At 52.6% G+C, this 26,081-nt stretch carries 30 protein-coding genes; 21 read left to right on the top strand and 9 right to left on the bottom strand.

Features of this window, described 5'->3' with window-relative positions:
* The first annotated feature begins 9 nt into the window (after positions 1-9).
* Complete coding sequence (gene fabB / locus OGY19_RS07230) at positions 10-1,230, top strand: beta-ketoacyl-ACP synthase I (protein ID WP_005129715.1); 1,221 nt, start codon at positions 10-12, stop codon at positions 1,228-1,230.
* Between the two features lie 47 nt (positions 1,231-1,277).
* On the opposite strand, the gene OGY19_RS07225 is transcribed toward fabB, so the two are convergent.
* The 3 genes from OGY19_RS07225 to OGY19_RS07215 all read right to left on the bottom strand — a co-directional run bounded on the left by OGY19_RS07225 (position 1,278) and on the right by OGY19_RS07215 (position 2,572).
* The gene (locus OGY19_RS07225) at positions 1,278-1,796 is read right to left on the bottom strand and encodes a YqhG/Tai3 family protein (RefSeq protein ID WP_115601716.1); all 519 of its coding nucleotides are present in this window, start codon (positions 1,794-1,796) and stop codon (positions 1,278-1,280) included.
* Entirely contained in the window at positions 1,796-2,164 is a 369-nt protein-coding gene (locus tag OGY19_RS07220) for a hypothetical protein (protein WP_115601717.1), read from the bottom strand. Before OGY19_RS07220 ends, OGY19_RS07225 begins: the two co-directional genes overlap by 1 nt.
* Before the next feature lie 150 nt (positions 2,165-2,314).
* Positions 2,315-2,572, bottom strand: coding sequence for a helix-turn-helix domain-containing protein (locus OGY19_RS07215; protein WP_115601718.1), 258 nt, complete (start codon positions 2,570-2,572; stop codon positions 2,315-2,317).
* A gap of 171 nt (positions 2,573-2,743) precedes the next feature.
* Here OGY19_RS07215 and OGY19_RS07210 point away from each other — a divergent pair, with 171 nt between their 5' ends.
* Entirely contained in the window at positions 2,744-3,118 is a 375-nt protein-coding gene (locus tag OGY19_RS07210) for a hypothetical protein (RefSeq protein WP_048212552.1), read from the top strand.
* A 179-nt stretch (positions 3,119-3,297) separates the two neighbouring features.
* On the top strand, positions 3,298-4,476 hold the full coding sequence (locus OGY19_RS07205; RefSeq protein ID WP_115601719.1) for an MFS transporter: 1,179 nt from the start codon (positions 3,298-3,300) through the stop codon (positions 4,474-4,476).
* Here the strand turns inward: OGY19_RS07205 and flk are convergent.
* Positions 4,473-5,480 (bottom strand): flagella biosynthesis regulator Flk, encoded by a 1,008-nt coding sequence (gene flk, locus OGY19_RS07200; protein WP_061068844.1) that lies wholly within the window; start codon positions 5,478-5,480, stop codon positions 4,473-4,475. The genes OGY19_RS07205 and flk overlap by 4 nt on opposite strands.
* A gap of 108 nt (positions 5,481-5,588) precedes the next feature.
* On the opposite strand from flk, the gene pdxB reads away from it, so the two are divergent.
* From pdxB to hisP, 15 genes are all read left to right on the top strand, one after another.
* Positions 5,589-6,725 carry a 4-phosphoerythronate dehydrogenase PdxB gene (pdxB, locus tag OGY19_RS07195; RefSeq protein WP_115601720.1) on the top strand — a complete coding sequence of 379 codons (1,137 nt, stop codon included), beginning with the start codon at positions 5,589-5,591 and terminating at the stop codon, positions 6,723-6,725.
* Positions 6,726-6,793: 68 nt separating this feature from the next.
* Complete coding sequence (locus OGY19_RS07190; RefSeq protein WP_048211052.1) at positions 6,794-7,807, top strand: aspartate-semialdehyde dehydrogenase; 1,014 nt, start codon at positions 6,794-6,796, stop codon at positions 7,805-7,807.
* The gene (gene truA / locus OGY19_RS07185) at positions 7,807-8,619 is read left to right on the top strand and encodes a tRNA pseudouridine(38-40) synthase TruA (protein WP_115601721.1); all 813 of its coding nucleotides are present in this window, start codon (positions 7,807-7,809) and stop codon (positions 8,617-8,619) included. Before OGY19_RS07190 ends, truA begins: the two co-directional genes overlap by 1 nt.
* 24 nt (positions 8,620-8,643) lie before the next feature.
* Positions 8,644-9,303 carry a DedA family protein gene (locus OGY19_RS07180; protein WP_003028140.1) on the top strand — a complete coding sequence of 220 codons (660 nt, stop codon included), beginning with the start codon at positions 8,644-8,646 and terminating at the stop codon, positions 9,301-9,303.
* Positions 9,304-9,452: 149 nt separating this feature from the next.
* Complete coding sequence (accD, locus tag OGY19_RS07175; protein WP_115601722.1) at positions 9,453-10,367, top strand: acetyl-CoA carboxylase, carboxyltransferase subunit beta; 915 nt, start codon at positions 9,453-9,455, stop codon at positions 10,365-10,367.
* A 69-nt stretch (positions 10,368-10,436) separates the two neighbouring features.
* Complete coding sequence (folC, locus tag OGY19_RS07170; RefSeq protein WP_048211055.1) at positions 10,437-11,705, top strand: bifunctional tetrahydrofolate synthase/dihydrofolate synthase; 1,269 nt, start codon at positions 10,437-10,439, stop codon at positions 11,703-11,705.
* Positions 11,695-12,363 carry a cell division protein DedD gene (gene dedD / locus OGY19_RS07165; protein ID WP_061068227.1) on the top strand — a complete coding sequence of 223 codons (669 nt, stop codon included), beginning with the start codon at positions 11,695-11,697 and terminating at the stop codon, positions 12,361-12,363. Before folC ends, dedD begins: the two co-directional genes overlap by 11 nt.
* A gap of 220 nt (positions 12,364-12,583) precedes the next feature.
* A complete protein-coding gene (gene cvpA, locus OGY19_RS07160) occupies positions 12,584-13,072 on the top strand; it encodes a colicin V production protein (protein ID WP_005129678.1) in 489 nt (162 codons plus the stop codon).
* Between the two features lie 33 nt (positions 13,073-13,105).
* Positions 13,106-14,623, top strand: a complete 1,518-nt coding sequence (gene purF, locus OGY19_RS07155) for an amidophosphoribosyltransferase (RefSeq protein ID WP_005129677.1) — start codon at positions 13,106-13,108, stop codon at positions 14,621-14,623.
* Positions 14,624-14,719: 96 nt separating this feature from the next.
* Positions 14,720-15,289 (top strand): UbiX family flavin prenyltransferase, encoded by a 570-nt coding sequence (locus OGY19_RS07150; protein ID WP_115601723.1) that lies wholly within the window; start codon positions 14,720-14,722, stop codon positions 15,287-15,289.
* 287 nt (positions 15,290-15,576) lie between these two features.
* Positions 15,577-16,359 carry a lysine/arginine/ornithine ABC transporter substrate-binding protein ArgT gene (gene argT / locus OGY19_RS07145; RefSeq protein WP_003028123.1) on the top strand — a complete coding sequence of 261 codons (783 nt, stop codon included), beginning with the start codon at positions 15,577-15,579 and terminating at the stop codon, positions 16,357-16,359.
* A 247-nt stretch (positions 16,360-16,606) separates the two neighbouring features.
* Positions 16,607-17,389, top strand: coding sequence for a histidine ABC transporter substrate-binding protein HisJ (gene hisJ, locus OGY19_RS07140; RefSeq protein WP_003028120.1), 783 nt, complete (start codon positions 16,607-16,609; stop codon positions 17,387-17,389).
* Positions 17,390-17,575: 186 nt separating this feature from the next.
* A complete protein-coding gene (locus tag OGY19_RS07135) occupies positions 17,576-18,262 on the top strand; it encodes a histidine ABC transporter permease HisQ (RefSeq protein ID WP_003028118.1) in 687 nt (228 codons plus the stop codon).
* Positions 18,259-18,966: a histidine ABC transporter permease HisM gene (hisM, locus tag OGY19_RS07130; protein WP_286596278.1), complete on the top strand. Its 708-nt coding sequence runs from the start codon at positions 18,259-18,261 to the stop codon at positions 18,964-18,966. The genes OGY19_RS07135 and hisM overlap by 4 nt, the downstream gene beginning before the upstream one ends.
* A 13-nt stretch (positions 18,967-18,979) precedes the next feature.
* Complete coding sequence (gene hisP, locus OGY19_RS07125) at positions 18,980-19,753, top strand: histidine ABC transporter ATP-binding protein HisP (protein ID WP_061068225.1); 774 nt, start codon at positions 18,980-18,982, stop codon at positions 19,751-19,753.
* A 33-nt stretch (positions 19,754-19,786) separates the two neighbouring features.
* Here the strand turns inward: hisP and OGY19_RS07120 are convergent, their stop codons facing one another.
* The 4 genes from OGY19_RS07120 to yfcG all read right to left on the bottom strand — a co-directional run bounded on the left by OGY19_RS07120 (position 19,787) and on the right by yfcG (position 22,339).
* On the bottom strand, positions 19,787-20,302 hold the full coding sequence (locus tag OGY19_RS07120) for a GNAT family N-acetyltransferase (RefSeq protein ID WP_071887365.1): 516 nt from the start codon (positions 20,300-20,302) through the stop codon (positions 19,787-19,789).
* Positions 20,303-20,373: 71 nt separating this feature from the next.
* Complete coding sequence (locus OGY19_RS07115; RefSeq protein WP_048211060.1) at positions 20,374-21,267, bottom strand: TIGR01777 family oxidoreductase; 894 nt, start codon at positions 21,265-21,267, stop codon at positions 20,374-20,376.
* Positions 21,268-21,286: 19 nt separating this feature from the next.
* On the bottom strand, positions 21,287-21,649 hold the full coding sequence (gene folX / locus OGY19_RS07110; protein ID WP_005129505.1) for a dihydroneopterin triphosphate 2'-epimerase: 363 nt from the start codon (positions 21,647-21,649) through the stop codon (positions 21,287-21,289).
* A 54-nt stretch (positions 21,650-21,703) separates the two neighbouring features.
* Positions 21,704-22,339, bottom strand: a complete 636-nt coding sequence (gene yfcG / locus OGY19_RS07105; protein ID WP_048211061.1) for a GSH-dependent disulfide bond oxidoreductase — start codon at positions 22,337-22,339, stop codon at positions 21,704-21,706.
* A gap of 134 nt (positions 22,340-22,473) precedes the next feature.
* Here yfcG and yfcF point away from each other — a divergent pair, with 134 nt between their 5' ends.
* The 3 genes from yfcF to yfcD are packed head-to-tail and all read left to right on the top strand — an operon-like array spanning position 22,474 to position 24,336.
* The gene (yfcF, locus tag OGY19_RS07100; RefSeq protein WP_048211062.1) at positions 22,474-23,118 is read left to right on the top strand and encodes a glutathione transferase; all 645 of its coding nucleotides are present in this window, start codon (positions 22,474-22,476) and stop codon (positions 23,116-23,118) included.
* 55 nt (positions 23,119-23,173) lie between these two features.
* On the top strand, positions 23,174-23,725 hold the full coding sequence (gene yfcE, locus OGY19_RS07095; protein WP_048211063.1) for a phosphodiesterase: 552 nt from the start codon (positions 23,174-23,176) through the stop codon (positions 23,723-23,725).
* Positions 23,726-23,781: 56 nt separating this feature from the next.
* Positions 23,782-24,336, top strand: coding sequence for an NUDIX hydrolase YfcD (yfcD, locus tag OGY19_RS07090; RefSeq protein WP_048211064.1), 555 nt, complete (start codon positions 23,782-23,784; stop codon positions 24,334-24,336).
* An 86-nt stretch (positions 24,337-24,422) separates the two neighbouring features.
* Here yfcD and yfcC read toward each other — a convergent pair whose 3' ends face one another.
* Entirely contained in the window at positions 24,423-25,943 is a 1,521-nt protein-coding gene (gene yfcC / locus OGY19_RS07085) for a putative basic amino acid antiporter YfcC (RefSeq protein WP_048211065.1), read from the bottom strand.
* Between the last annotated feature and the right edge of the window lie 138 nt (positions 25,944-26,081).

Genomic DNA, 26,081 nt, shown 5'->3' with positions numbered 1-26,081 from the left:
AGGTATTGAATGAAACGTGCAGTGATTACTGGCTTGGGCATCGTTTCCAGCATCGGTAATAACCAGCAGGAAGTCCTGGCATCTCTGCGTGAAGGACGTTCAGGGATCACTTTCTCTCAGGAGCTGAAGGACTCCGGCATGCGTAGCCACGTTTGGGGCAACGTAAAACTGGATACCACTGGCCTCATTGACCGCAAAGTAGTGCGCTTTATGAGCGACGCATCCATCTATGCTTTCCTTTCTATGGAGCAGGCAGTGGCTGATGCCGGCCTGGCTGCAGAAGATTACCAGAACAATCCGCGCGTTGGCCTGATTGCAGGTTCCGGCGGCGGCTCCCCGCGTTTTCAGGTATTCGGCGCTGACGCAATGCGTAGCCCGCGTGGTCTGAAAGCGGTTGGCCCGTATGTGGTCACCAAAGCGATGGCATCCGGCGTTTCTGCCTGCCTCGCGACACCGTTCAAAATCCACGGCGTCAACTACTCCATCAGCTCTGCCTGTGCAACTTCTGCACACTGTATCGGCAACGCTGTTGAACAAATTCAGTTGGGCAAGCAGGACATCGTTTTTGCTGGCGGCGGCGAAGAGTTGTGCTGGGAAATGGCATGCGAGTTCGACGCAATGGGCGCGCTGTCTACCAAATATAACGACAACCCGTCTCAAGCTTCCCGTACTTATGATGCACACCGTGACGGTTTTGTTATCGCAGGCGGCGGCGGTATGGTGGTGGTCGAAGAGCTGGAACACGCTCTGGCCCGTGGCGCGCACATCTATGCGGAAATCGTCGGTTACGGCGCAACGTCCGATGGCGCAGACATGGTTGCTCCGTCTGGCGAAGGCGCAGTACGTTGCATGCAGATGGCGATGCACGGCGTAGACACGCCGATCGACTACCTGAACTCCCACGGTACTTCTACTCCGGTAGGCGACGTGAAGGAACTGGGCGCAATCCGCGAAGTCTTTGGCGATAACAGCCCGGCCATTTCTGCAACCAAAGCCATGACCGGTCACTCACTGGGTGCGGCTGGCGTTCAGGAAGCTATCTACTCTCTGCTGATGCTGGAACACGGTTTTATCGCGCCGAGCATCAACATTGAAGAGCTGGACGAGCAGGCTGCAGGTCTGAACATCGTGACTAAACCGACCGAGCAAGCGTTGACGACTGTTATGTCTAACAGCTTCGGTTTTGGCGGCACCAACGCCACGCTGGTTATGCGTAAGCTGAAAGCATAAGTCTCGGCTAATGCAGTACACGAAAGGGAGCCGTCAGGCTCCCTTTTTTACTTATTCATCTTTTCGTACTCCGGTGCGATCTCCGCAGACCAAGCTTTCGCACGGGTAATATTCCCGGTACTGTAGATGGGCTGTTCATAACGATCGCTAATATCGCGAACGCGGTAAATTTTCCAGCGCCTGTCTTCCCAACGCGTATATACCTCCAACAGCATGGGGACTTCACCTGTCGGCCCACCTAATTGTACTTCCACCTTTTCGCCACCGAGAAAAGGTTGAGCCGGTCCAACCCGTAACAGCGGGATCCACTCCGGGTCGTAATCCTGTACGTACATAAAGTAGTCCGAGTCCAGAATTTCCTGCTCATAAAGGCCGTCAATCAGCGCCAGACGATTGATAACGTCTTTCGCCACATAGCGTTGCATGAGTGCGGATGTATCCCGCTCTTGTGTGTAGGCGGACATCCACGCGAGATAGAATTGTTTTACATCCCGGGAGCTATCGTGGCGCGGTGTAGAGCAGCCGCAAAGTAACAGCACCAGAGCAATCAACGAGAATGCTTTCATTACTGCTTCCTGTAAATAGTGTATGACGGTTTTGCCGCCCGATAGCCAGGTCCGGCCCACATATCGCGTTGTCTAAAATCGGAGTACCACGCCTGACCGTCAAATATCGCCATATGCCCGCTTGGGTTTCCTCCTTCATAAGGCTGAATGATGACGACATCACCTTCCCTGGGTTGTTCAAATGTGCCGATAGGGCTGAAACCGGCACCTTTTAGCATGGGGCCATAATCTTTAGCATGATAAGTATGCCCAAGAGTGATACCTCCTGCCTGAATGGCTTTGCGGGTAAATTCCGCGCAGCGTCCTTGAGAATGTGAACTCGCGTGTGATTTAGCGTAATTAACTGCTGTTGTTTTATTCCAGCTCATCATGACTCCTGTTAATGAAATATGTAATAAGTTCGTGTATTGCTTTAACAGGATTTAATCTGATGGGAATAGCCGATAGTGCTATTAATATCATAAATATATTTAATTGAGATATTAATCAATTTGCTGGGTAAATTCTTGAAGATATATTTATAATTGATGATTATTCTTTGTAACGGCTTTTTTTGCTGATTTTGAGAGATAACGTGACGGCCAAATCACGTCCGGCGTGGTTTCCAGCGCCTGTGCGATGATCTGTTCTGCTCGGGGCCAGTTGCGGGTAAATACATTACGCAGCGAGTCAGGAGATAAACCTGCCGAACGTGACAACTCTCTGAGTGTAATACCTCTTTTTTCCAGTGCACTTTTAATATCTGCACGATGCCAGTCTTGGCTTTTTTGTTCCATTCTGTAATCCTAAGAAGATGTGTTATCGGCACCGATATTTTTCAGGTTATAAATTAGAAAGACAAAAGAACGTTACTTTCTTTTTGTCGTAGGAATATTGCCAGAATTAATTTGAAATTTCGCGAAAAAGAAAAAATATTTTTATTTCATCAGCAGAAAGGAAAGAAACTGATGGTAAAAGAGTGGTTCACGGTCAAGGAGTGTCTTGAATTACCGGGGTTTCCTGGAAGCGCACCCGCTGTACGCCTGCGCTTAAATACCTACAGTGAAGGGAAAGAGGGCGTTAAGCGCAAGCGAGCGAAATCTAAGGCCGAGGAATTTCATATTTCTGTGTTCCCACTGTATGTACGCTCGTATCTGAATGAAAATGAGAAAACAGAAGCACCAGATTGCAACATCGTGCAGGAAGCAGGACCCAAAGAGATTTGGGATATGATGTTCCTGCTCCTGACGCCGCAGCAGCGTGAACAGGTAACCGGGCGGTTCAGAACGAAAGGCGTTGAAGCGGTATTTCCCTTTTTGTTCGTAGAGAAGTCATCGCTTTGAAACGCACTGCTATGCTTTCACAGTTGACAGCCAGGGCCACTCGCAGGCAGACTCCAGCTTCAACATTATCCTCTTGATAATGCGTAAGCGTTTAACGTTATCCAACGCACCTTAATCCTGATAGTCAGGTAGAGGGGGCGTGGACATTCCTCGCCTTACTCTGCATTTTGGAGTAACGCATGACAGCTGTAACCCAACAAGAAAAAACACCTTCGGCGAATTTTTCGCTGTTTCGTATCGCTTTTGCGGTTTTCCTGACCTATATGACGGTCGGTTTACCTTTGCCCGTCATTCCTCTGTTTGTGCACCAGGAGCTGGGCTATGGCAACACCATGGTCGGTATCGCCGTTGGCGTACAGTTTCTGGCAACGGTATTAACGCGCGGCTACGCCGGGCGCTTAGCCGATCAATATGGTGCTAAACGTTCGGCGCTACAGGGGATGTTTGCCTGTGCGCTGGCGGGCGCGGCGTGGCTGTTAGCCGCGCTATTGCCTGTTTCTGTTCCCGTAAAATTTGCGTTGCTAATCGTCGGTCGTTTGATCCTCGGTTTTGGCGAAAGCCAGTTGCTTACCGGAACGCTGACCTGGGGGCTGGGGCTGGTTGGGCCAACGCGTTCCGGTAAGGTGATGTCATGGAACGGAATGGCGATTTACGGCGCGCTGGCCGCCGGTGCGCCGCTGGGCCTGTTGATCCACAGCCACTTTGGCTTTGCGGCGCTGGCAGGAACCACGATGGTATTACCGCTGCTGGCATGGGCATTCAATGGCACCGTGCGCAAAGTACCTGCACATGCAGGAGAGCGTCCTTCGTTATGGAGTGTGGTAGGGCTTATCTGGAAACCGGGTCTGGGCCTGGCGCTGCAGGGCGTGGGTTTTGCGGTAATCGGTACCTTTATTTCGCTCTATTTTGTCAGCAACGGCTGGACGATGGCGGGTTTCACCCTGACCGCATTTGGCGGGGCGTTTGTGCTGATGCGTATTCTGTTTGGCTGGATGCCGGACCGGTTCGGCGGCGTGAAGGTTGCCGTTGTCTCTTTGCTGGTGGAAACCGCTGGACTGATTCTGCTGTGGCAGGCCCCAACAGCCTGGGTTGCACTGCTGGGAGCGGCATTAACCGGGGCCGGGTGTTCGCTTATCTTCCCGGCCTTGGGCGTCGAGGTGGTGAAGCGAGTGCCTGCCCAGGTTCGTGGTACGGCGCTGGGCGGTTACGCCGCGTTTCAGGATATCTCCTACGGCATAAGCGGTCCGGTTGCCGGGGTTCTGGCCACTGCGTACGGTTATTCCTCAGTGTTCCTTGCCGGGGCGATATCCGCTGTGGTGGGGATTATTGTAACGTTGCTTACGCTGCGTAAAGGTTAAGCGACCAGCCAGAAAATGGCTAACGCAATCATCAATGCAACAAACATCAGCCCCGGTCGTGCCGACAGTGTTTTTACCGTTTCAATCACTGGTGCGAACGGGCTGAAAATGGGTTGAAGATGACGCGGATCGTTTAATTCCTGCTCCCGGTCACGTTCCACGCGGCGCAGGAAGATTTGATTGAGCAAGTCCAGCACCTGCACCGTGGTCAGAATCGATTGTGGTTGGATCTGATACGTCTGCTGTGCGTACTCTTTTATTGCCGTTAGCTCATTTGGCTCCAGCGGCAGTTTTAGCGCCGCCTGTAACGTTTGCAGCGTCGGCGCATTTTGCTGGCTGAGCGTCTGGCGCGCCTGTAACCAGGTCACCAGATGCGTAAATTGTTTGGCGGGGATCAGCTCACCGCTTTTTACGCCAGACAGCTCCAGCATCGACTGCCAGATCATTTTCCCCGACTCTCCCGTGGCGGCCGCCAGCTTAGTGACCAACTGGTTCAGCGTATTGTGCTCGGCGGGTAATAAAGGGCGATCGGTTGCCGGCCGCTGTTGTGGCTGCGGAATTGAAAGCTGCCCCTGCTGCAACAGCGCGAGCACGTTCTTCAACTGCTCTGGCGTGAGCTGGCTGAGCGCTGTCTGCCCGTACTGTTGACGGATGAAATCACTCACCGCCTGGCGATTATTTCCCTGACTCAGTAATTCAGTGAGCTGCGACAGAACCTGACGGTTAGCATGATTCTGCTGAGCAACCCCCAGACGCTGATTCAGGTTTTGTTCTGCTGCGGGGAAGTGACGTGACTGCAGCGGTGTATCGTTTTTAACGCCCAAATCGTGCTTCATTCCAGCCCACACCTCAGCGCTTTGCTGTTGGGTAAGCGAAATCAAACGGGTAATCAGTCGTTCCAGTACGGTACGTTGTTGCGTGGATAACGGTTGTTCACCCGCAGCGGAAGGGGCATTTTGGCCTTCGCCGGGAGGGCGTGCGGGCGTACCTGAAATGGGCTGCATCATCTCTGTTCCTTAAATCTGTGCTGACCAGGTCTCGCAGTATGCCTGGCGGCGAGATTATGGCACACTTGCCCGGTTAACTCTCGTTCTCAAACAGGTGCGAAAGACGTGAAAATCCTCGTTGATGAAAATATGCCCTATGCCCGCGAACTGTTCAGTCGTTTGGGGGAGGTCAAAGCGGTTCCCGGTCGTCCGATTCCCGTTGCTGAACTGGATGATGCGGATGCTTTAATGGTGCGCTCGGTGACGAAAGTAAATGAATCACTGCTTGGCGGAAAACCGGTTAAATTTGTCGGTACGGCAACCGCTGGTACAGACCATGTGGATGACGCCTGGCTTGCACAGGCGGGGATCGGTTTTTCCGCCGCGCCTGGCTGTAATGCGATTGCGGTCGTAGAATATGTTTTTTCAGCATTGTTGATGCTGGCGGAGCGTGATGGCTTCGCTTTACGCGATCGTACCGTGGGTATTGTGGGCGTGGGCAACGTGGGCGGGCGTTTGCAGGCGCGCCTGGAAGCGCTGGGTATCCGCACCTTGCTGTGTGATCCACCGCGTGCCGATCGGGGCGACGAGGGCGATTTCCGCTCGCTGGACGAACTGGTAGAGCAAGCTGATGTGCTGACTTTCCATACGCCGCTGTTCAAAGATGGACCCTACAAAACGCTGCATCTGGCGGATGAGGCGCTGATTAGCCGTCTGAAACCGGGCACCATTCTGATTAATGCCTGCCGCGGACCGGTCGTGGATAATTCCGCCTTACTGAACCGACTCAACGCCGGGCAGCCGCTGAGCGTTGTGCTGGATGTCTGGGAAGGAGAGCCGGATCTCAGCGTGGCATTGCTGGAGAAAGCCGATATTGGCACGGCGCACATTGCTGGCTATACCCTCGAAGGAAAAGCGCGTGGGACAACGCAGGTCTTTGAGGCCTATAGTAAGTTTATTGGTCACGAGCAGCACGTTGCGCTCAGTACCCTGTTACCCGCACCGGAATTTGGTCGTATCACCCTGCATGGCCCGTTAGATCAGCCAACGCTGAAAAGGTTGGTTCATTTAGTGTATGATGTGCGCCGCGACGATGCGCCACTGCGCAAAGTCGCTGGAATTCCGGGTGAATTTGATAAACTGCGCAAGAATTATCTTGAGCGCCGTGAATGGTCGTCTTTATATGTGATGTGTGACGACGCAGCCGCTGCTGCCCTGCTGTGTAAGCTGGGTTTTAACGCCGTTCATCATCCGGCACATTAATGTCTTCTTAATGCTCCCTGTCGAATAATGCGACAGGGACGCTTACGTATTTCTTGGAGTAAATCACCATGTCTGAAGGCTGGAATATTGCCATTCTGGGCGCAACGGGCGCCGTAGGCGAAGCCCTGCTCGATACGCTGGCTGAACGCCAGTTCCCGGTCGGTGAAATCTATGCGCTGGCGCGTAATGAAAGCGCCGGTGAGCATCTGCGTTTTAACGGTAAATCGGTCATAGTGCAGGACGTTGCAGACTTTGACTGGACGCAGGCACAGCTGGCATTTTTTGTTGCGGGCACTGAAGCCACCGCGGCATGGGCTGAAGAAGCAACCAATGCCGGTTGCCTGGTGATCGACAGCAGCGGTCTGTTCGCGCTTGAGCCAGACGTTCCGCTGGTGGTTCCGGACGTTAACCCGTTCGTGCTGGCGGATTACCGTAACCGCAATGTGATTGCGGTGCCTAACAGCCTGACCAGCCAACTGCTGTCTGCGCTGAAACCATTGATTGATGACGGTGGCCTCTCACGTATTACGGTAACCAACATTATCTCGGCTTCCGCTCACGGTAAAAAAGCCGTAGACGCACTGGCCGGACAAAGCGCGAAATTGCTTAACGGCATCCCGATTGACGAAGATGATTTCTTTGGTCGTCAGCTGGCGTTCAATATGCTGCCGCTGCTGCCCGATCGCGAAGGTAGCGTGCGGGAAGAGCGTCGTATTGTTGATGAAGTGCGCAAGATTATGCAGGATGACGGCCTGTTAATTTCAGCCAGCATCGTGCAGTCACCCGTGTTCTACGGTCATGCGCAGATGGTGAATTTTGAAGCGCTGCGCCCGCTGGCCGCAGAAGAGGCGCGTGATGCCTTTTCTCGTGGTGAAGATATTGTTCTGTCAGAAGAGACCGATTTCCCGACTCAGGTTGGCGACGCGTCAGGTACTCCGCACCTTTCCATTGGCTGCGTGCATAACGATTACGGCATGCCCGAGCAAGTTCAGTTCTGGTCTGTGGCAGACAACGTTCGCTTTGGCGGGGCGTTGATGGCGGTGAAAATTGCGGAAAAACTGGTGCAGGAGTACCTGTACTAATGTCTGACCAGCAAAAGCCGTCAACCCATAAAATTGCGCTGGGCATTGAGTACGATGGCAGCAAATATTATGGCTGGCAGCGCCAGAACGAAGTGCGTAGCGTTCAGGAAAAACTGGAAAAAGCGCTCTCTCAGGTGGCGAATGAACGCATTAATGTCTTTTGTGCGGGACGCACGGATGCGGGCGTTCATGGCACAGGGCAGGTTGTTCACTTTGAAACGACGGCACAGCGTAAAGATGCGGCCTGGACACTGGGGGTAAATGCGAATTTACCGGGTGACATCGCTGTACGCTGGGTGAAAGCTGTACCCGATGATTTTCATGCCCGATTTAGCGCTACGGCTCGCCGTTATCGCTACATCATCTACAATCATCGGTTGCGTCCTGCGATTTTAGGTAAAGGGGTAACCCATTACTATGAGCCACTGGATGCTGAGCGTATGCATCGTGCAGCCCAGTGTCTGATTGGCGAAAATGATTTTACCTCGTTTCGGGCGGTGCAGTGTCAGTCGCGCACACCGTGGCGTAACGTGATGCACATTAACGTTGAACGTTTCGGTGCGTATGTGGTGGTGGATATTAAAGCGAATGCCTTTGTACATCATATGGTCAGGAATATTGTCGGCAGCCTGATGGAAGTAGGTGCCCACAACCAGCCGGAGAGCTGGATAGCAGAACTGTTAGCGGCGAAGGACAGAACGCTGGCAGCGGCAACGGCGAAAGCGGAAGGACTGTATCTGGTTGCAGTAGATTACCCGGATCGGTTCGACCTGCCAAAACCGCCTATGGGCCCGCTATTTCTGGCGGACTAATTTGAGTCGTATAAAGGCATAACTATGGACCTGATTTACTTTCTTATTGATTTTATCCTGCACATTGATGTGCACCTGGCGGAGCTGGTCGCGGAATACGGTATCTGGGTATACGCTATTCTGTTTTTGATTCTGTTCTGCGAAACGGGACTGGTGGTCACGCCGTTCCTGCCAGGCGATTCTCTGCTGTTTGTTGCTGGTGCGCTTTCTGCGCTGCCAACGAACGATCTTAATGTTCATCTGATGGTGGCGTTAATGATAGTGGCGGCGATTGTGGGCGATGCGGTGAACTACACCATCGGGCGATTGTTTGGCGAGAAGCTGTTCAGTAACCCAAATTCCAAAATTTTCCGCCGCAGCTATCTGGATAAAACCCATGCGTTCTATGAGCGTCATGGCGGTAAAACCATTATTCTTGCGCGTTTCGTTCCTATCGTACGGACATTTGCGCCGTTTGTTGCCGGGATGGGACACATGTCCTACCGTCATTTTGCGATGTATAACGTCGTAGGCGCGCTGCTGTGGGTATTGTTATTCACCTACGCAGGCTACCTGTTCGGCGATTTGCCGATCGTTCAGGAAAACCTGAAATTACTGATTGTGGCGATTATCGTTCTTTCCGTATTGCCGGGCGTAATTGAAGTGATTCGCCATAAGCGTGCTGCGTCACGGGCGGCAAAATAGAAAGTAACTCAGCGGTTCGACCACTTTTTTATCCAAAGTTTCGGGCTGTTATGTTTTAATGTGCAACATTCATGGTCTGTTAGGGGCAAAAATGGCATTATGCGCCCCTTATAACAAAGCTGACTAGGGTTCAGGCAGAAAGGTCACCAATGAGCTGGATTGAACGAATTAAAAGCAACATTACTCCCACCCGCAAGGCAAGCATTCCTGAAGGGGTGTGGACCAAGTGTGATAGCTGCGGTCAGGTTTTATACCGTGCTGAGCTGGAACGTAATCTTGAGGTCTGTCCGAAGTGTGACCATCATATGCGCATGTCGGCGCGCAATCGCCTGCATAGCCTGTTAGATGAAGGTTCTCTTGTGGAACTGGGTAGCGAGCTTGAGCCGAAAGACGTGCTGAAGTTTCGTGATTCCAAAAAATACAAAGACAGACTGGCTTCTGCGCAAAAAGAAACCGGCGAGAAAGATGCGCTGGTGGTGATGAAAGGCACGCTGCATGGTATGCCGGTCGTTGCTGCAGCATTCGAGTTCGCGTTTATGGGCGGCTCCATGGGCTCTGTGGTCGGCGCGCGTTTTGTCCGTGCCGTTGAGCAGGCACTGGAAGACAACTGTCCGCTGATCTGCTTCTCCGCTTCTGGCGGGGCGCGTATGCAGGAAGCGCTGATGTCTCTGATGCAGATGGCAAAAACCTCTGCTGCGCTGGCGAAAATGCAGGAACGCGGTTTACCGTATATTTCTGTACTGACCGACCCAACAATGGGTGGTGTTTCCGCAAGCTTCGCGATGCTGGGCGATCTCAACATTGCAGAACCGAAAGCACTGATCGGCTTCGCGGGTCCGCGTGTTATCGAGCAAACCGTACGTGAGAAACTGCCGCCGGGATTCCAGCGCAGCGAGTTCCTGATTGAAAAAGGCGCTATCGATATGATTGTCCGCCGTCCGGAAATGCGCCTGAAACTGGCAAGCATTCTGGCGAAGCTGATGAATCTTCCTGCGCCGAATCCGGATGAGCCGCGTGAAGGCGAGGTGGTGCCTCCGGTACCCGATCAGGAATCAGAGGCCTGATAGCTGATAAGGGTAGGGCCACTGGCTCTGCCCTTTTGCTTTTCTCTACGTCATAAAATTACAGGCATCATGGACAATAAACGTATTCCTCAAGCCGCGTCGCCCCTGGCGTCGTGGCTTTCTTATCTGGAAAACCTGCACAGTAAAACCATCGATCTTGGCCTTGAACGTGTAAGCCAGGTGGCGCGCAAACTGGGTGTGTTGAAACCCGCGCCATTTGTGTTTACGGTGGCAGGAACCAACGGAAAAGGCACGACCTGTCGTACGCTGGAATCGGTGCTGACCGCAGCAGGCTATAAAGTCGGGGTGTACAGTTCGCCGCATTTGGTGCGCTACACGGAGCGCGTGCGCGTGCAGGGGCGTGAACTGCCGGAGTCAGCGCATACCGCATCGTTTGCTGAGATCGAAGACGCGCGTGGCGACATTTCTCTGACCTATTTTGAATACGGTACGTTATCGGCGCTCTGGCTGTTTAAACAGGCGCAGATGGATGTCGTTATTCTGGAAGTGGGGCTGGGCGGGCGCCTTGACGCCACCAATATCGTTGATGCTGATGTGGCGGTGATCACCAGTATTGCGCTTGATCATACCGACTGGCTGGGTCCGGATCGTGAAAGCATTGGTCGTGAGAAAGCGGGCATTTTCCGTGCAGAGAAACCGGCTATCGTCGGCGAACCTGAAATGCCTTACACCATCGCGGATGTCGCGCAAGAGTGCGGGGCAATTTTGCAACGCTGCGGCGTGGACTGGCGCTATGCGGTAACCGAGGACGACTGGTCATTTACGGATGCTCACGGAACGTTGGCGCATCTGCCGTTGCCGCAGGTTCCACAACCTAACGCTGCTACCGCACTGGCCGCGCTGCGCGCAAGCGGGCTGAACGTTAGCGAGCAGGCCATTCGTGACGGCATCGAACACGCGATTTTGCCGGGACGCTTCCAGATTGTGAGCGAGTCGCCGCGAGTTATTTTCGATGTTGCCCATAACCCGCATGCGGCAGAGTATCTGACCGGACGTCTGAAAAAGTTAGTGAAAAGCGGGCGTGTACTTGCGGTTATCGGTATGCTACATGATAAAGATATTGCCGGTACGTTAGCCTGGTTAAAAAGCGTGGTTGACGTCTGGTACTGTGCGCCCCTGGAAGGGCCGCGTGGCGCAACGGCAGAACAACTGCTGGAGCACCTGGGCAAAGGCGACGCCTACGATAGCGTGGCGCAGGCATGGTCTGCGGCACTGGCTGAGGCGAAGCCAGAAGATACCGTGTTGGTGTGTGGATCGTTTCACACTGTCGCACATGTCATGGAAGTAATAGACGTGGGGAGAAGCGGTGGCGAGTAAGTTTCAGAATCGATTAGTCGGCACAATTGTGCTGGTCGCGCTGGGGGTGATTGTGCTCCCTGGGCTGCTTGACGGGCAGAAAAAACATTATCAGGATGAGTTTGCGGCGATCCCTCTGGTGCCGAAACCCGGCGATCGCGATGAACCAGATATGATGCCAGCGGCAACGCAGGCGCTGCCGACCCAGCCGCCGGAAGGGGCGGCAGAAGAGGTGCGTGCGGGAGATGCTGCCGCGCCATCGTTGGATCCTTCACGTTTGACGACGGCAAACAGCGCGGAGTTAGATCCTGTCCCAGCGCCCGTAGAGCAGCCGAAACCCAAACCGAAGCCGCAGCCTGTTGCCGTCGCTCCGACGCCTGCTCCTGCGCCAGCCCCAGCGCCTAAACCGGCTGCTGAGGAACCGCCAGCGCCGACCGGCAAAGCGTACGTTGTACAGCTCGGTGCGCTGAAAAATGCGGATAAGGTCAATGAGATCGTGGGTAAACTTCGTGGCGCGGGCTTCCGGGTATATACTTCTCCGTCAACGCCGGTGCAGGGTAAAATAACCCGCATTCTCGTGGGGCCGGACGCCTCCAAAGATAAGCTGAAAAACTCGCTGGGCGAGCTGCAGAAGATCTCTGGTCTGAGTGGCGTCGTGATGGGGTACACCCCTAATTAAGGGATTGCGCTGTTTACGGCGCAGCTCTGATTCAGGCCGGATACGGTGTTTTTACCGCTATCCGGCAGTGCCCGAAGAGGCATAAAACGGTATGGCGTTGAAGATTTTTTCAGCGCCATTTTTATTTACGCGTGGAAAGGAAATCCCTACGCAAACGTTTTCTTTTTCTGTTAGAATGCGCCCCGAACAGGACGACAGGGCGTAAAATCGTGGGACACATATGGTCTGGATTGATTACGCCATTATCGCGGTGATTGGTTTTTCCTGTCTGGTTAGCCTGATCCGTGGCTTTGTTCGTGAAGCATTATCGTTGGTGACTTGGGGTTGTGCTTTCTTTGTCGCCAGCCATTACTACACTTACCTGTCTGTCTGGTTTACGGGCTTTGAAGACGAACTGGTTCGAAATGGGATTGCTATCGCGATACTGTTCATCGCGACACTTATCGTCGGCGCTATCGTTAACTTTGTGATAGGCCAGCTGGTAGAGAAAACAGGCCTGTCGGGTACCGACAGGGTGTTGGGGATTTGCTTCGGAGCTCTGAGAGGGGCGCTGATCGTCGCCGCCATCTTGTTCTTTCTCGATACATTTACCGGTCTGTCGAAAAGTGAAGACTGGAGTAAGTCGCAGCTGATCCCGCAGTTCAGTTTCATCATCAGATGGTTCTTTGACTATCTGCAAAGCTCGTCAAGTTTCTTGCCCAAAGTATAAACTTTGGGTTGTTGCTGAACGAGGAAAAGACGTATGTGCGGTATTGTCGGTATCGCCGGTGTTATGCCGGTAAACCAGTCGATTTATGACGCGTTAACGGTGCTCCAGCATCGTGGCCAGGATGCCGCTGGCATCATCACCATTGATGCCAACAACTGCTTCCGCTTGCGTAAAGCGAACGGAATGGTGAGCGACATTTTTGAAGCGCGCCACATGCAGCGTTTGCAGGGCAACATGGGCATTGGTCATGTGCGTTACCCAACGGCTGGCAGCTCCAGCGCCTCTGAGGCCCAACCTTTCTACGTCAACTCACCGTATGGCATCACGCTTGCCCACAATGGCAATCTGACCAACGCACATGAGCTGCGTAAAAAGCTGTTTGAAGAAAAGCGCCGCCACATCAATACCACTTCAGATTCTGAAATTCTGCTGAATATTTTCGCCAGCGAGCTGGATAATTTCCGCCACTATCCGCTGGAAGCCGACAATATTTTTGCTGCTATTGCCGCAACCAACCGCCAGATCCGCGGCGCCTATGCCTGCGTGGCGATGATTATCGGCCACGGTATGGTTGCTTTCCGCGATCCGAACGGCATCCGCCCGCTGGTGCTGGGTAAACGTGATATCGGCGATGGTCGTACCGAATACATGGTGGCCTCCGAGAGCGTAGCGCTGGATACGCTGGGCTTTGAATTCCTGCGCGACGTTGCCCCTGGCGAAGCGGTTTATATCACAGAAAAAGGTCAGTTGTTTACCCGCCAGTGTGCCGATAACCCGGTCAGCAATCCGTGCCTGTTTGAATACGTCTACTTCGCACGTCCTGACTCCTTTATCGACAAGATTTCCGTCTACAGCGCCCGCGTAAACATGGGTACCAAGCTTGGCGAAAAAATTGCTCGTGAATGGGAAGATCTGGACATTGACGTGGTGATCCCGATTCCGGAAACCTCCTGTGATATCGCGCTGGAAATTGCCCGTATTCTCGGTAAGCCGTACCGTCAGGGTTTTGTGAAAAACCGCTACGTGGGCCGTACCTTTATCATGCCAGGCCAGCAGCTGCGCCGTAAATCCGTGCGCCGTAAACTGAACGCCAACCGTGCGGAATTCCGTGATAAAAACGTGTTGCTGGTGGATGACTCCATCGTGCGCGGTACGACCTCAGAACAGATTATCGAGATGGCGCGTGAGGCAGGAGCGAAGAAGGTGTATCTGGCCTCTGCTGCCCCGGAAATTCGCTTCCCGAACGTTTATGGTATCGATATGCCTACGGCGACGGAGCTGATTGCTCATGGTCGCGAAGTGGACGAGATTCGCCAGATAATTGGCGCAGATGGTCTTATCTTCCAGGATCTGAACGATCTGATTGAAGCCGTCCGTGCTGAGAACCCGGATATTCAGCAGTTTGAATGTTCCGTGTTTAACGGCGTGTACGTCACCAAAGACGTCGACCAGCAATATCTCGATTTCCTCGACTCCCTGCGTAATGACGACGCCAAAGCGATTTTGCGTCAGAACGAAGCGGAAAACCTTGAGATGCACAACGAAGGTTAATGTTTGCTCGCAAGCAAGGGCGCAACCTGCACCCTTGCTTGCAACTCACCGTAATTTCCTGCAAAGTCGGCCCTGAGCAAGTAAGGGCGATTACACATGAAACGACTCATCATTGGTATTTCTGGCGCAAGCGGGGCAATTTACGGCGTGCGCCTGCTGCAGGTTTTGCGTGACGTTACCGATGTGGAAACCCATCTGGTGATGAGTGCCGCTGCCCGGCAGACGCTGGCGCTGGAAACGGACCTCACCGTGCGTGACGTACAGGCGCTGGCGAATGTGACTCACGATACGCGCGATATCGCCGCCAGTATCTCTTCCGGCTCTTTTCAGACCGCCGGAATGGTTATCCTGCCGTGTTCCATTAAAACGCTTTCCGGCATCGTCCACAGCTATACCGATGGGCTGCTTACCCGTGCGGCAGATGTGGTGTTGAAAGAACGCCGCCCGCTGGTGCTGTGCGTGCGCGAAACGCCGCTGCATTTGGGGCATCTGCGCCTCATGACCCAGGCGGCAGAAATTGGCGCAGTAATTATGCCGCCTGTTCCGGCGTTCTATCATCGCCCGCAAACGCTCGATGATGTGATTAATCAAACGGTTAACCGCGTACTTGACCAGTTCGATATTTCCCTTCCACAGGATCTGTTCACCCGCTGGCAAGGGGCGTGAGCCGTTCCATTAGCGTGCAAAGAAGTGTCCGTTGCCCTGTTTCAGGGCAATTTTGTAACCGCGATCATATCCTCAACATTTAATTCGTTAAAACTCAACGAAACGCTGCGGTTCAACCGTCAGACCTGCTATCTTCAAAATCAGGACATTATTGCAACGTTTTATTAACATATTTAACGTCGAATATCCTCATCGACGCGAAAATGGCATAAGACCTGCATGAAAAAGTCTGCAAACACACAACACAACGTAAAACATAATAAAATTACGCCACTTGAGGGTTATGTATGAAGAAGACGGTTCTTGCTTTGTCTTTGCTGGTAGGACTTTCCGCCACCGCGGCCAGCTACGCAGCACTTCCGCAGACGGTTCGTATTGGTACAGATACAACATACGCACCTTTTTCCTCTAAAGATGCCAAAGGCGACTTTGTCGGCTTTGATATCGATCTGGGAAACGAGATGTGTAAGCGCATGCAGATCAAATGTACCTGGGTTGCCAGCGATTTTGATGCTCTGATCCCGTCGCTGAAAGCGAAAAAAATTGACGCCATTATCTCCTCGCTTTCTATCACCGAGAAGCGTCAGCAAGAGATTGCGTTCTCAGACAAACTTTACGCAGCAGACTCACGTCTGATCGCCGCGAAAGGTTCCCCAATTAAACCGACTCTGGATTCCCTCAAGGGTAAACACGTTGGCGTGCTGCAAGGCTCTACTCAGGAAGCCTATGCCAATGACAACTGGCGTAGCAAAGGCGTGGATGTGGTGGCCTATGCGAACCAGGATCTCATTTATTCTGACCTGACGGCGGGTCGTCTCGACGCGGCGTTGCAGGATGAAGTCGCGGCCAGCGAAGGCTTCCTGAAGCAGCCTGCCGGTAAAGACTACGACTTTGCAGGTCCTTCGGTAAAAGATAAAAAATACTTTGGCGACGGAACCGGGATTGGTTTGCGCAAAGATGACACCGAGCTGAAAGCCGCTTTTGATAAAGCGCTGGGTGAACTGCGCAAAGACGGCACTTACGACAAAATGGCGAGTAAGTATTTTAACTTCAATGTCTACGGCGATTAATACGCCGCAGCGGGGAATTGACTGCACCATTGCGGGTAACCATTACGGTGCATAATACATTCAGTGCACTTTTTTGGTGCTTTTGTCGTTGGCTTAATAAGCATGAGTGCATACTTAAGCGCTTTTCATGCAAATAAATACCGCCGACAGGGTAGAATGCTTTGCCTTGTCGGCCTGATTAATGGCACGATAACTGCACCTGGTCCTGTAAAGATCCCCTATAAAAGACAGTCTGTTGAGGATAGTTATGAAAAAACTGGTGTTGTCTCTTTCTCTGGTTCTGGCTTTCTCCAGTGCTACCGCAGCATTTGCCGCCATTCCGCAAAAAATTCGTATCGGTACCGATCCTACTTATGCGCCGTTCGAATCGAAAAATGCGCAGGGTGAATTAGTCGGTTTTGATATCGATCTGGCTAAAGAGCTGTGCAAACGTATCAATACGCAATGTACCTTCGTGGAAAACCCGCTGGACGCGCTGATCCCTTCGCTAAAAGCGAAAAAAATCGATGCGATCATGTCCTCGCTTTCCATTACTGAAAAACGTCAGCAGGAAATTGCCTTTACCGACAAGCTTTATGCAGCCGACTCGCGTCTGGTTGTCGCTAAAGATTCTGCTATTCAGCCGACTATTGAGTCGCTGAAAGGTAAACGTGTCGGCGTGCTGCAGGGCACGACTCAGGAAACGTTCGGTAACGAGCACTGGGCGCCAAAAGGCATTGAAATTGTCTCCTATCAGGGACAAGACAATATCTATTCTGACCTGACTGCCGGGCGTATTGACGCCGCATTCCAGGATGAAGTCGCGGCCAGCGAAGGCTTCCTGAAACAGCCGGTCGGTAAAGATTACAAATTCGGCGGCCCGTCTGTGAAAGACGAGAAGTTATTCGGCGTGGGTACCGGTATGGGGCTGCGCAAAGACGATAACGAGCTGCGCGAAGCGCTGAACAAAGCCTTTGCTGAAATGCGCGCTGACGGGACTTACGAGAAGCTGGCGAAAAAGTATTTCGATTTTGATGTTTACGGCGGTTAATCACCGCAGGTGCTGATAAAGCCCGTAGATTTTTGACGCGTTGAATTTATGCCTGATGGCGCTGCGCTTATCAGGCCTACGGTGATTTTGTAGGCCGGATAAGGCAAAGCCGCCATCCGGCATTTAACGGTTAGTCTGAAATCAAAAGAGGCTTACTACTCCACCACACACGACAGGACAGGCAGCATGTTGTATGGCTTTTCAGGTGTTATTTTACAGGGCGCAATTGTTACGCTTGAGCTGGCACTCAGCTCGGTGGTACTGGCGGTTCTGATAGGTCTTGTCGGCGCGGCAGCTAAGCTGTCGCAAAGCCGGGCAATGGGGCTTATTTTCGAAGGGTACACAACGCTTATCCGCGGGGTTCCCGATCTCGTCTTAATGCTGCTCATCTTCTACGGGTTACAAATTGCGCTGAATACCATTACCGATGCCATCGGTATCGGCCAGATTGATATCGATCCGATGGTCGCGGGTATAATTACGCTTGGGTTTATCTACGGCGCCTATTTTACCGAAACGTTCCGTGGTGCGTTCATGGCTGTGCCAAAAGGTCATATTGAGGCCGCGACGGCATTCGGTTTTACCAGCTCACAAATATTTCGCCGCATTATGTTCCCGGCGATGATGCGCTATGCCTTACCGGGAATAGGCAACAACTGGCAGGTCATTCTTAAGGCCACGGCGCTGGTGTCACTGCTTGGACTTGAAGACGTAGTGAAAGCCACTCAGCTTGCCGGGAAGAGTACCTGGGAGCCGTTCTATTTTGCCGTGGTGTGCGGGGTCATCTATCTGGTGTTTACCACCGTGTCTAATGGTGTGCTGCTGTACCTTGAGCGCCGCTACTCCGTGGGTGTGAAGAGGGCTGACCTGTGATTGAGATTATTCAGGAATACTGGAAGTCCCTGCTGTGGACTGACGGATATCGCTACACTGGCGTTGCTATCACTCTCTGGCTGCTGATTTCGTCGGTGGTGATGGGCGGGATACTGGCGCTGTTTTTGGCGATTGGTCGCGTTTCCAGTAATAAATTTATCCAGTTTCCCATCTGGCTGTTCACCTATATTTTTCGTGGCACGCCGCTGTACGTTCAACTTCTGGTGTTCTATTCCGGGATGTATACGCTGGAGATCGTCAAAGGAACGGACTTCCTTAACGCATTTTTCCGCAGTGGGCTGAATTGTACCGTGCTGGCATTGACGCTGAATACCTGTGCCTACACGACGGAGATTTTCGCCGGGGCTATTCGTTCCGTACCCCATGGTGAGATTGAAGCCGCGCGCGCATACGGTTTCTCGTCATTCAAACTGTATCGCTGCATTATTTTACCTTCCGCGCTGCGTATTGCGCTGCCGGCATACAGCAATGAAGTTATTTTAATGCTGCACTCCACGGCGCTGGCATTTACCGCCACGGTGCCTGATTTGTTGAAGATCGCCCGCGATATCAACTCGGCAACGTATCAGCCGTTTACCGCCTTCGGTATTGCCGCCGTACTGTATTTGATTATTTCGTATGCCCTGATCAGTCTGTTCCGTAAAGCGGAAAAACGCTGGTTGCAGCATGTATCCTCTAAATGATTCGAGTAACACGATGTCTGAAAATAAATTAAACGTTATCGATTTACATAAGCACTACGGCGAACATGAAGTGCTGAAAGGGGTATCGCTGCAGGCCAATGCGGGTGATGTTATCAGTATTATTGGTTCGTCAGGTTCGGGTAAAAGTACCTTCCTGCGCTGCATTAACTTTCTGGAAAAGCCGAGTGCCGGAACGATTGTGGTTAGCGGTCAGAATATTGGCCTGGTGCGCGATAAAGACGGTCAGTTGAAGGTTGCAGATAAAAATCAGCTGCGTCTGCTACGCACGCGACTGACGATGGTCTTTCAGCACTTCAATCTGTGGAGCCACATGACGGTGCTGGAAAACGTGATGGAAGCGCCGATTCAGGTGCTGGGGCTGAGCAAGCAGGAAGCCCGCGAACGTGCGGTGAAGTATCTGGCCAAAGTCGGTATTGATGAGCGCGCGCAGGGCAAATATCCGGTACATCTGTCCGGTGGTCAGCAGCAGCGCGTCTCTATTGCGCGTGCGTTGGCGATGGAACCGGAAGTGTTGCTGTTTGATGAACCCACATCAGCGCTTGACCCAGAACTTGTGGGTGAGGTTTTGCGTATTATGCAACAGCTGGCCGAAGAGGGTAAAACCATGGTGGTCGTGACCCACGAAATGGGATTCGCTCGACATGTCTCCACGCACGTGATTTTCCTGCATCAGGGGAAAATTGAGGAAGAGGGCGACCCGGAGCAGGTATTCGGTAATCCGCAAAGCCCGCGTTTGCAGCAATTTCTCAAGGGCTCGCTGAAATAAGTGAGTTGCCCGGAGGCGTTACGCTTTCCGGGCCTACCGCTTTAACGCGCTGTACTCCAGACGATAAACCCAGTCGTCATACGCTATGCCGTTCACTTCATAGGCTTTTTCAAGCACCTGAGTGCGTATAAATCCTGTTTTTTCCAGAATGCGTATCGACCCGGTATTTCCGGCTAATACATAGGCATTTATCGCCGTTACGCCAGCCTGTTGAAAGGCATAATCGCACACGGCACGTACGGCTTCGCTGGCAATCCCTTTTCCCTGCGCCCGCGGCGTGATGGCATAGCCAATATCAGCTTCCTGAGGATAAAGATGGCTTATCTGTAAGCCAATATCGCCCAGTTGCGCCGTGTTGTTGTGCTCCCGGATAACAAAGGTATGTCGAGCGGAAAGGCGTCTGGCGAAGAGCAGGCGAGTATCTTTGGTTGGGGCGATATCACCCATGAAACGCATGACGTCCGGATTTTCTCGTAGCCGCTGGAAAAAAGGCCAGTCAGCGAGTTGGTATAAAGAGAGAGTAAGTCGGGGTGTTGATATTATCGCCATAACGTCGCCATTGTGGTATTTGGTTTTTTAACCATACCACCACAATGGCAACAGTGAAGGGATATCAGACATTATCGGATGACATCGGCCAGCGCTTCTTCCAAATCGTACCAACGAAACGCAAAACCTGCCCCCTCCAGTCGCTTGGGCAACGCGCGCTGCCCCCCGAGGACCAGCACCGAGGATTCGCCCATCAGCAGCCGCATAGCGGCTGCCGGAACGCGCAGGATCGCCGGGCGGTTTAGGGCATGACCCAGCGCATGGGCGAACTGTTCATTGCGAACCGGGTATGGCGAAACCATATTGAAGGGACCGCGCAGATCGTTATCCAGCAGCCAGATAATCCCGTTGACCATATCGTCAATATGGATCCAGGCCAGGTATTGACGCCCATTGCCGATAGGACCGCCAAGCCCCAGACGAAACGGTGGAACCATCTTTACGAGGATCCCGCCTGTAGAGGCCAATACAACGCCAGTACGTAGCAAACATACGCGGGTTTTGTCGCTTTGCGCAGCGCTGGCGATCTGTTCCCACCGGGCGCACAACTTATGGGTGAATTCATTATGTGGCGGTTCTTCTTCCGTCACAACGACTTCACCCAGATCGCCGTAGTATCCCGTAGCGGAACCAGAGATGAGTACGGCAGGCGGCGTGTTGCTGACCTTGATTAAATCGACCAGTTTCTGCGTAATCCCCCAGCGGCTCTGGCACAAACGCTCTTTTTGCTCAGCGCTCCAGCGTTTGTCGGCGATAGGCTCTCCGGCAAGATTGATGACAGCATCAACGCCATCGAGGTTTTGCTGCTCTTCCAGCCCTTTCCAAAGCGTGACCCGGGAGTCCAGAATCTGACGAGCCTTATCAGGAGTACGTGTCACTACGGTAATCTGATGCCCCAGTTCCAGCAGGCGGGGGATCAAATGACGTCCAATCAGGCCAGTACCGCCGGTAATCAGAATCTGCATGTCGCCTCCCGGGTTACGTTTAGCGCTGCCAGCTCAATGTCATGGAAACGGAGTCGGCGTAACGCAATGCGTGAAGTTTATCGATCTCCACTTCAGCATAAGTGACCCAGTGATGTTCGCGTGCGATATCGAGCACATCTTGCGTTAATTTTTCCAACAATGAGAAGCGGTTACTCTCAACGTGCGAAATGATGCTCTTGGTGATGGTGCGATAATTCAGCGCATCGTTGATATCTTCACTGGTCCGGGCTTTGTCTGCTGGATAGTGGATGGCAATATTGATGACGATATCCTGTCGGTTCAGAATCTCTTCTTCTTTAATGCCGATAAAAGTGCGCAGACGAAGGTTTTTTATACGAATAATTGCGTCAGGTTGTGACATTGCAGGTTTCCTCCATGTATGAACCTTTTCATGATACACGAGAACCGAATCGCGTTAACTTTTCTCGCTCTGCGCTTGCTGCATCGCCCGTTCTGTTGCGGGACGAGTACGGATACGTTCGTACCAGTTATTGACCGCCGGATAGTTGTCGAGGTCGATACGCTGGCGCTGGTGGAGATTAATCCACGGCCAGCAGGCAATGTCGGCAATGCTGTAATGATCGCCACCCAGCCAGGGTGATATTTCCAGGCGTTTATTCATGACGTTGTACAGTCGCTGGGTTTCCACCTGATACCGTTCAATGGCGTAGGGGATAGTCTGCGGTGCGAAGTGGCTGAAGTGATGATTTTGTCCCAGCATTGGCCCAAGTCCGCTAACCTGCCAGAAGAGCCACTGCAGCGTGGTGTGGCGCTCGCGTAATTCGCCGCTGAGTAGCTTACCGCTCTTTTCCGCCAGGTAGAGTAAAATCTCGCCAGACTCAAACAGGCTAATGGGTTTTCCGCCATCCTCCGGGGCGCAGTCGATGATGGCCGGAATTTTATTATTCGGTGAAATCAGCAAAAAGTCAGGGCGGAACTGGCTGCCTCTGCTGATATCTACATGAATCAGACGGTATTTTAACTGCGCCTCTTCGAGAAACAGTGTGATTTTGTGCCCGTTTGGCGATGGAGTGTAGTAAAGGTCGATCATTTTCAGCGTCCGTTTTGTCATGAACCGGGTCACTACAAGTATAGAAGCTGCCGACGTGTGTGAGTTTTCATCAAGTGACAGCGAGAGAAAGACTCTATATTTTGAAAGAAAGCCAATACACTTCAGAGGACATTATGAGCAAACCTGCAATTACGCTGTGGTCAGATGCCAACTTTTTCTCCCCTTATGTACTGTCTGTTTATGTCGCTCTGCAAGAGAAAGGGCTGCCTTTTACGCTGAAAACTGTCAACCTCAATAGTGGCGAACACTTGCAACCTTCATGGCAAGGGTATGCGCTGACGCGGCGCGTACCGGTTCTTGACATTGACGGTTTTGAACTGAGTGAATCCTCGGCGATTGCCGAGTTCCTGGAAGAGCGTTTCGCTCCACCACAATGGGAGCGCATTTATCCGCACGATCTACAAAAACGGGCTCGCGCCCGCCAGGTTCAGGCCTGGCTCCGTAGCGATCTGATGCCTATCCGGGAAGAGCGTTCGACGGATGTGGTTTTTGCTGGCGTGAAGAAAGGTCCGTTGACGGAAGCAGGAAGGGCCAGTGCGGAAAAATTGTTTGCCACGGCGGGCAGTTTACTGGCGCACGGTAAGCAGAATTTGTTTGGTGAATGGTGTATCGCAGACAGCGATTTAGCGCTAATGCTTAATCGACTGGTTCTGAATGGCGATGATGTACCAGAACAGCTCGCAGAGTATGCCACCTTCCAGTGGCAACGCGCTTCGGTACAACGTTTTATCGCGCTTTCAGCGAAGCGTTCCTGCTGAAAGTAGGGACGTAATCCAGTATCATTGAAAGGTATTTTTCAACGAGGGGTGAGTGATGAAACTGATGTTCGCATCGGACATTCATGGTTCGTTGCCGGCTACGGAATGCGTACTTGAACGGTTTGCCCAAAGCGGTGCGCAATGGCTGGTGATACTGGGCGATGTATTGAACCATGGGCCGCGTAATGCGCTGCCAGAGGGCTACGCGCCAGCGCAGGTCGCCGAGCGTTTGAATGAGCAGGCGTCGCGGATAATTGCGGTACGTGGTAATTGCGACAGCGAAGTGGATCAGATGCTTCTGCATTTTCCAATAACCGCGCCATGGCAGCAAATTCTGACTGACAGCCAGCGACTCTTTCTGACGCACGGACATCTTTTTGGTCCGGATAACTTACCACCGCTCAACGCCGGCGATGTGCTGGTTTATGGACATACGCATCTGCCGGTGGCAGAGCGACGTGGGGATATCTACCAGTTTAACCCCGGTTCGGTAAGCATCCCGAAAGGGGGATTTACGGCAAGCTACGGGATTCTGGATGATAATGTTCTCAGCGTGATGGCACTCAATGATCAAAGTATTATTGCGCAGGTCGAGATTAATCCGTAAGTTACCCCACAAACGTAAACGCGCCGTAAGAGCGCTAGAAAAAAGAAGGTTTCCTGATGGTGGAACAGCGTCGTTTGGCAAGTACTGAATGGGTGGATATTGTGAATGAAGACAATGAAGTCATCGCACAATCCAGCCGGGAACAAATGCGGGCACAATGCTTGCGCCACCGTGCAACGTATATCGTTGTACACGATGGTATGGGTAAAATTCTGGTTCAGCGTCGCACTGAGACAAAGGACTTTATGCCCGGTATGCTGGATGCTACCGCGGGGGGGGTTGTTCAGGCTGATGAGCAGCTTCTGGACTCCGCGCGTCGTGAAGCTGAAGAAGAATTGGGCATTGCAGGTGTCCCGTTTGCCGAGCACGGTCAGTTTTATTTTGAAGACCAGAACTGTCGCGTCTGGGGCGGGCTGTTTAGCTGCGTTTCTCACGGACCGTTTGCGCTGCAGGAAGAAGAAATTAGTGAAGTGTGTTGGCTGACGCCGGAAGAAATTACCGCGCGCTGTGATGAATTTACACCGGACTCACTGAAGGCACTGGCGCTGTGGATGACCCGCAACGCCAAGAATGAAAGTGCGAAAGCCGAAAAACACGAAGAAGCTGAGTAAATTCAGCACCGCCGATCCTGGATGACGGGATCGGGAGTCGTTGTAGGCCGGATAAGCCGCTGATGCGCATTATCCGGCCTTGTTGTTTAATGGTAGCCCATTATCTGCGCGCCAATCACCACCACGCTGGACATAATAAACAGCAGTCCCAACAGCGTGGCGCCTACCTTCAGCCAGTTACGAAAATCCACCCGACAAACGCCTAACGTTGCCATCAGTGATGCCGACGTAGGATAGATAATATGACTGAATCCGTCACCAAACTGGAATGCCAGAACGGTGACCTGACGGTTGACGCCAACCAGATCGCCCAACGGTGCCAGCAGCGGCATGGTCAACGCAGCCTGACCGGAGCCGGAGGTAACGAAGAAATTAAATACCGCCTGGAACAGCAGCATAAACCACGCCGCAATGGCGTTATCCAGACCGCTAATGCCGTTGGCGATGCTGTGCAGCAGGGTATTCAGTACGCTGGCATCGCCCGCTTCACCATTGCCTACCAGCAGCAATATCCCCTTGGCAAAACCCACTAGCAGGGCAGGGGCAATCATCATACGCGCACCCTCAGTAAATGAGGACGCCATGATGTTAACCGTCATGCCGTTGAGCCGAAAGACGACGCCGATAATGCCAATCACCAGGCCCATAGTGAAGAACTGGCTGGCAATCTCCGGGATAAACCACGCGTGGACGATAACGCCCCAAATGACCCACACGATCACGCCCGTCAGCACCATCAGTACCAGCCAGTCGCCGAGCGTGAAGCGGCGCTCAATGACCTCATCCTGCTGTTCGCGGAAGAAGCGGTCTGATTCATGCACGCGTGACAGCAGCGGATTCTTTTTGATGCGCGCCGCGTAGGCCAGCGTGAATGTCAGGCCGATCATCGTCGCCACAACCCACACCACGATGCGCAGACCCGAACCCGAGAGCACAGGGACACCGGCAATACCCTGTGCGACAACCACACAGAATGGGTTCATCCACGAACTGGCAAAGCCAATTTGGGTGGCAATGTAGGTCACCAGCACAGTGGTGATACTGTCGTAACCTAAGCGTACCATCAGCGGCGCGATGATAATGGCAAAGGCGACAGCCTCTTCCCCCATGCCAAATACCGCGCCACCCAATGAGAAGAGAATAAACAGCACCGGGATAAACAAGACCTCGTTACCCCGGGTATGGCGGATGAGCGCCAGGATGCCGTTATCAATGGTTCCGGTGCGCATCACGATGCCAAACGCGCCGCCAATCACCAGCATAAACATAATGATGCCAACGGCAGTACCGAATTTAGAGCCGGAGGTTAACCCTTCAAACGGGAAGTTCATCAGACCAGGACTTTCGTCACCGGTGGTAAAGAACTTAACCGGGTGATACTGCTCTTCACCGGCTTCATTGGTCAGAATACGGAATGAGTGGGGATCAACAACCTTGCGGGTCTTGGTTTGCCCATCAACCTGATACTGCACTTCCTGACTGTCGAACATCCCGACGGGAACAACCCAGGTCGCCAGACTGGTTAAAATGGCGACGAAAAAAATTATCACCAGCGTGTCGGGCATCGCCCACTTTTTGGCTGGCCGTGTTTCTGTTACTGCTGACATGAAAGACTATCCCTGTTGCAATGCAAAAGAGGGTAAGTATGCAAACAGGAGAATAGTTATTCATTGATGCAGCGCATCCTGGTAAATGTTTCAGATTATGCAAACGGGAAAAACAGATATAAAAAAACCGGAAATATT

It is taken from the genome of Citrobacter sp. Cy070 (genome assembly GCF_030332245.1).
Lineage (GTDB): Bacteria > Pseudomonadota > Gammaproteobacteria > Enterobacterales > Enterobacteriaceae > Citrobacter > Citrobacter youngae.
This window is presented reverse-complemented; position numbering and strand designations above follow the sequence as displayed.

Bases quoted from the DNA above. Each gene is read 5' to 3' on its own strand.
- fabB (WP_005129715.1), top strand. From the start codon at position 10: ATGAAACGTGCAGTGATTACTGGCTTGGGCATCGTTTCCAGCATCGGT.
- OGY19_RS07225 (WP_115601716.1), bottom strand. From the start codon at position 1,796: ATGAAAGCATTCTCGTTGATTGCTCTGGTGCTGTTACTTTGCGGCTGC.
- OGY19_RS07220 (WP_115601717.1), bottom strand. From the start codon at position 2,164: ATGAGCTGGAATAAAACAACAGCAGTTAATTACGCTAAATCACACGCG.
- OGY19_RS07215 (WP_115601718.1), bottom strand. From the start codon at position 2,572: ATGGAACAAAAAAGCCAAGACTGGCATCGTGCAGATATTAAAAGTGCA.
- OGY19_RS07210 (WP_048212552.1), top strand. From the start codon at position 2,744: ATGGTAAAAGAGTGGTTCACGGTCAAGGAGTGTCTTGAATTACCGGGG.
- OGY19_RS07205 (WP_115601719.1), top strand. From the start codon at position 3,298: ATGACAGCTGTAACCCAACAAGAAAAAACACCTTCGGCGAATTTTTCG.
- flk (WP_061068844.1), bottom strand. From the start codon at position 5,480: ATGCAGCCCATTTCAGGTACGCCCGCACGCCCTCCCGGCGAAGGCCAA.
- OGY19_RS07190 (WP_048211052.1), top strand. From the start codon at position 6,794: ATGTCTGAAGGCTGGAATATTGCCATTCTGGGCGCAACGGGCGCCGTA.
- truA (WP_115601721.1), top strand. From the start codon at position 7,807: ATGTCTGACCAGCAAAAGCCGTCAACCCATAAAATTGCGCTGGGCATT.
- OGY19_RS07180 (WP_003028140.1), top strand. From the start codon at position 8,644: ATGGACCTGATTTACTTTCTTATTGATTTTATCCTGCACATTGATGTG.
- accD (WP_115601722.1), top strand. From the start codon at position 9,453: ATGAGCTGGATTGAACGAATTAAAAGCAACATTACTCCCACCCGCAAG.
- folC (WP_048211055.1), top strand. From the start codon at position 10,437: ATGGACAATAAACGTATTCCTCAAGCCGCGTCGCCCCTGGCGTCGTGG.
- cvpA (WP_005129678.1), top strand. From the start codon at position 12,584: ATGGTCTGGATTGATTACGCCATTATCGCGGTGATTGGTTTTTCCTGT.
- purF (WP_005129677.1), top strand. From the start codon at position 13,106: ATGTGCGGTATTGTCGGTATCGCCGGTGTTATGCCGGTAAACCAGTCG.
- OGY19_RS07150 (WP_115601723.1), top strand. From the start codon at position 14,720: ATGAAACGACTCATCATTGGTATTTCTGGCGCAAGCGGGGCAATTTAC.
- argT (WP_003028123.1), top strand. From the start codon at position 15,577: ATGAAGAAGACGGTTCTTGCTTTGTCTTTGCTGGTAGGACTTTCCGCC.
- hisJ (WP_003028120.1), top strand. From the start codon at position 16,607: ATGAAAAAACTGGTGTTGTCTCTTTCTCTGGTTCTGGCTTTCTCCAGT.
- OGY19_RS07135 (WP_003028118.1), top strand. From the start codon at position 17,576: ATGTTGTATGGCTTTTCAGGTGTTATTTTACAGGGCGCAATTGTTACG.
- hisP (WP_061068225.1), top strand. From the start codon at position 18,980: ATGTCTGAAAATAAATTAAACGTTATCGATTTACATAAGCACTACGGC.
- OGY19_RS07120 (WP_071887365.1), bottom strand. From the start codon at position 20,302: ATGGCGATAATATCAACACCCCGACTTACTCTCTCTTTATACCAACTC.
- OGY19_RS07115 (WP_048211060.1), bottom strand. From the start codon at position 21,267: ATGCAGATTCTGATTACCGGCGGTACTGGCCTGATTGGACGTCATTTG.
- folX (WP_005129505.1), bottom strand. From the start codon at position 21,649: ATGTCACAACCTGACGCAATTATTCGTATAAAAAACCTTCGTCTGCGC.
- yfcG (WP_048211061.1), bottom strand. From the start codon at position 22,339: ATGATCGACCTTTACTACACTCCATCGCCAAACGGGCACAAAATCACA.
- yfcF (WP_048211062.1), top strand. From the start codon at position 22,474: ATGAGCAAACCTGCAATTACGCTGTGGTCAGATGCCAACTTTTTCTCC.
- yfcE (WP_048211063.1), top strand. From the start codon at position 23,174: ATGAAACTGATGTTCGCATCGGACATTCATGGTTCGTTGCCGGCTACG.
- yfcD (WP_048211064.1), top strand. From the start codon at position 23,782: ATGGTGGAACAGCGTCGTTTGGCAAGTACTGAATGGGTGGATATTGTG.
- yfcC (WP_048211065.1), bottom strand. From the start codon at position 25,943: ATGTCAGCAGTAACAGAAACACGGCCAGCCAAAAAGTGGGCGATGCCC.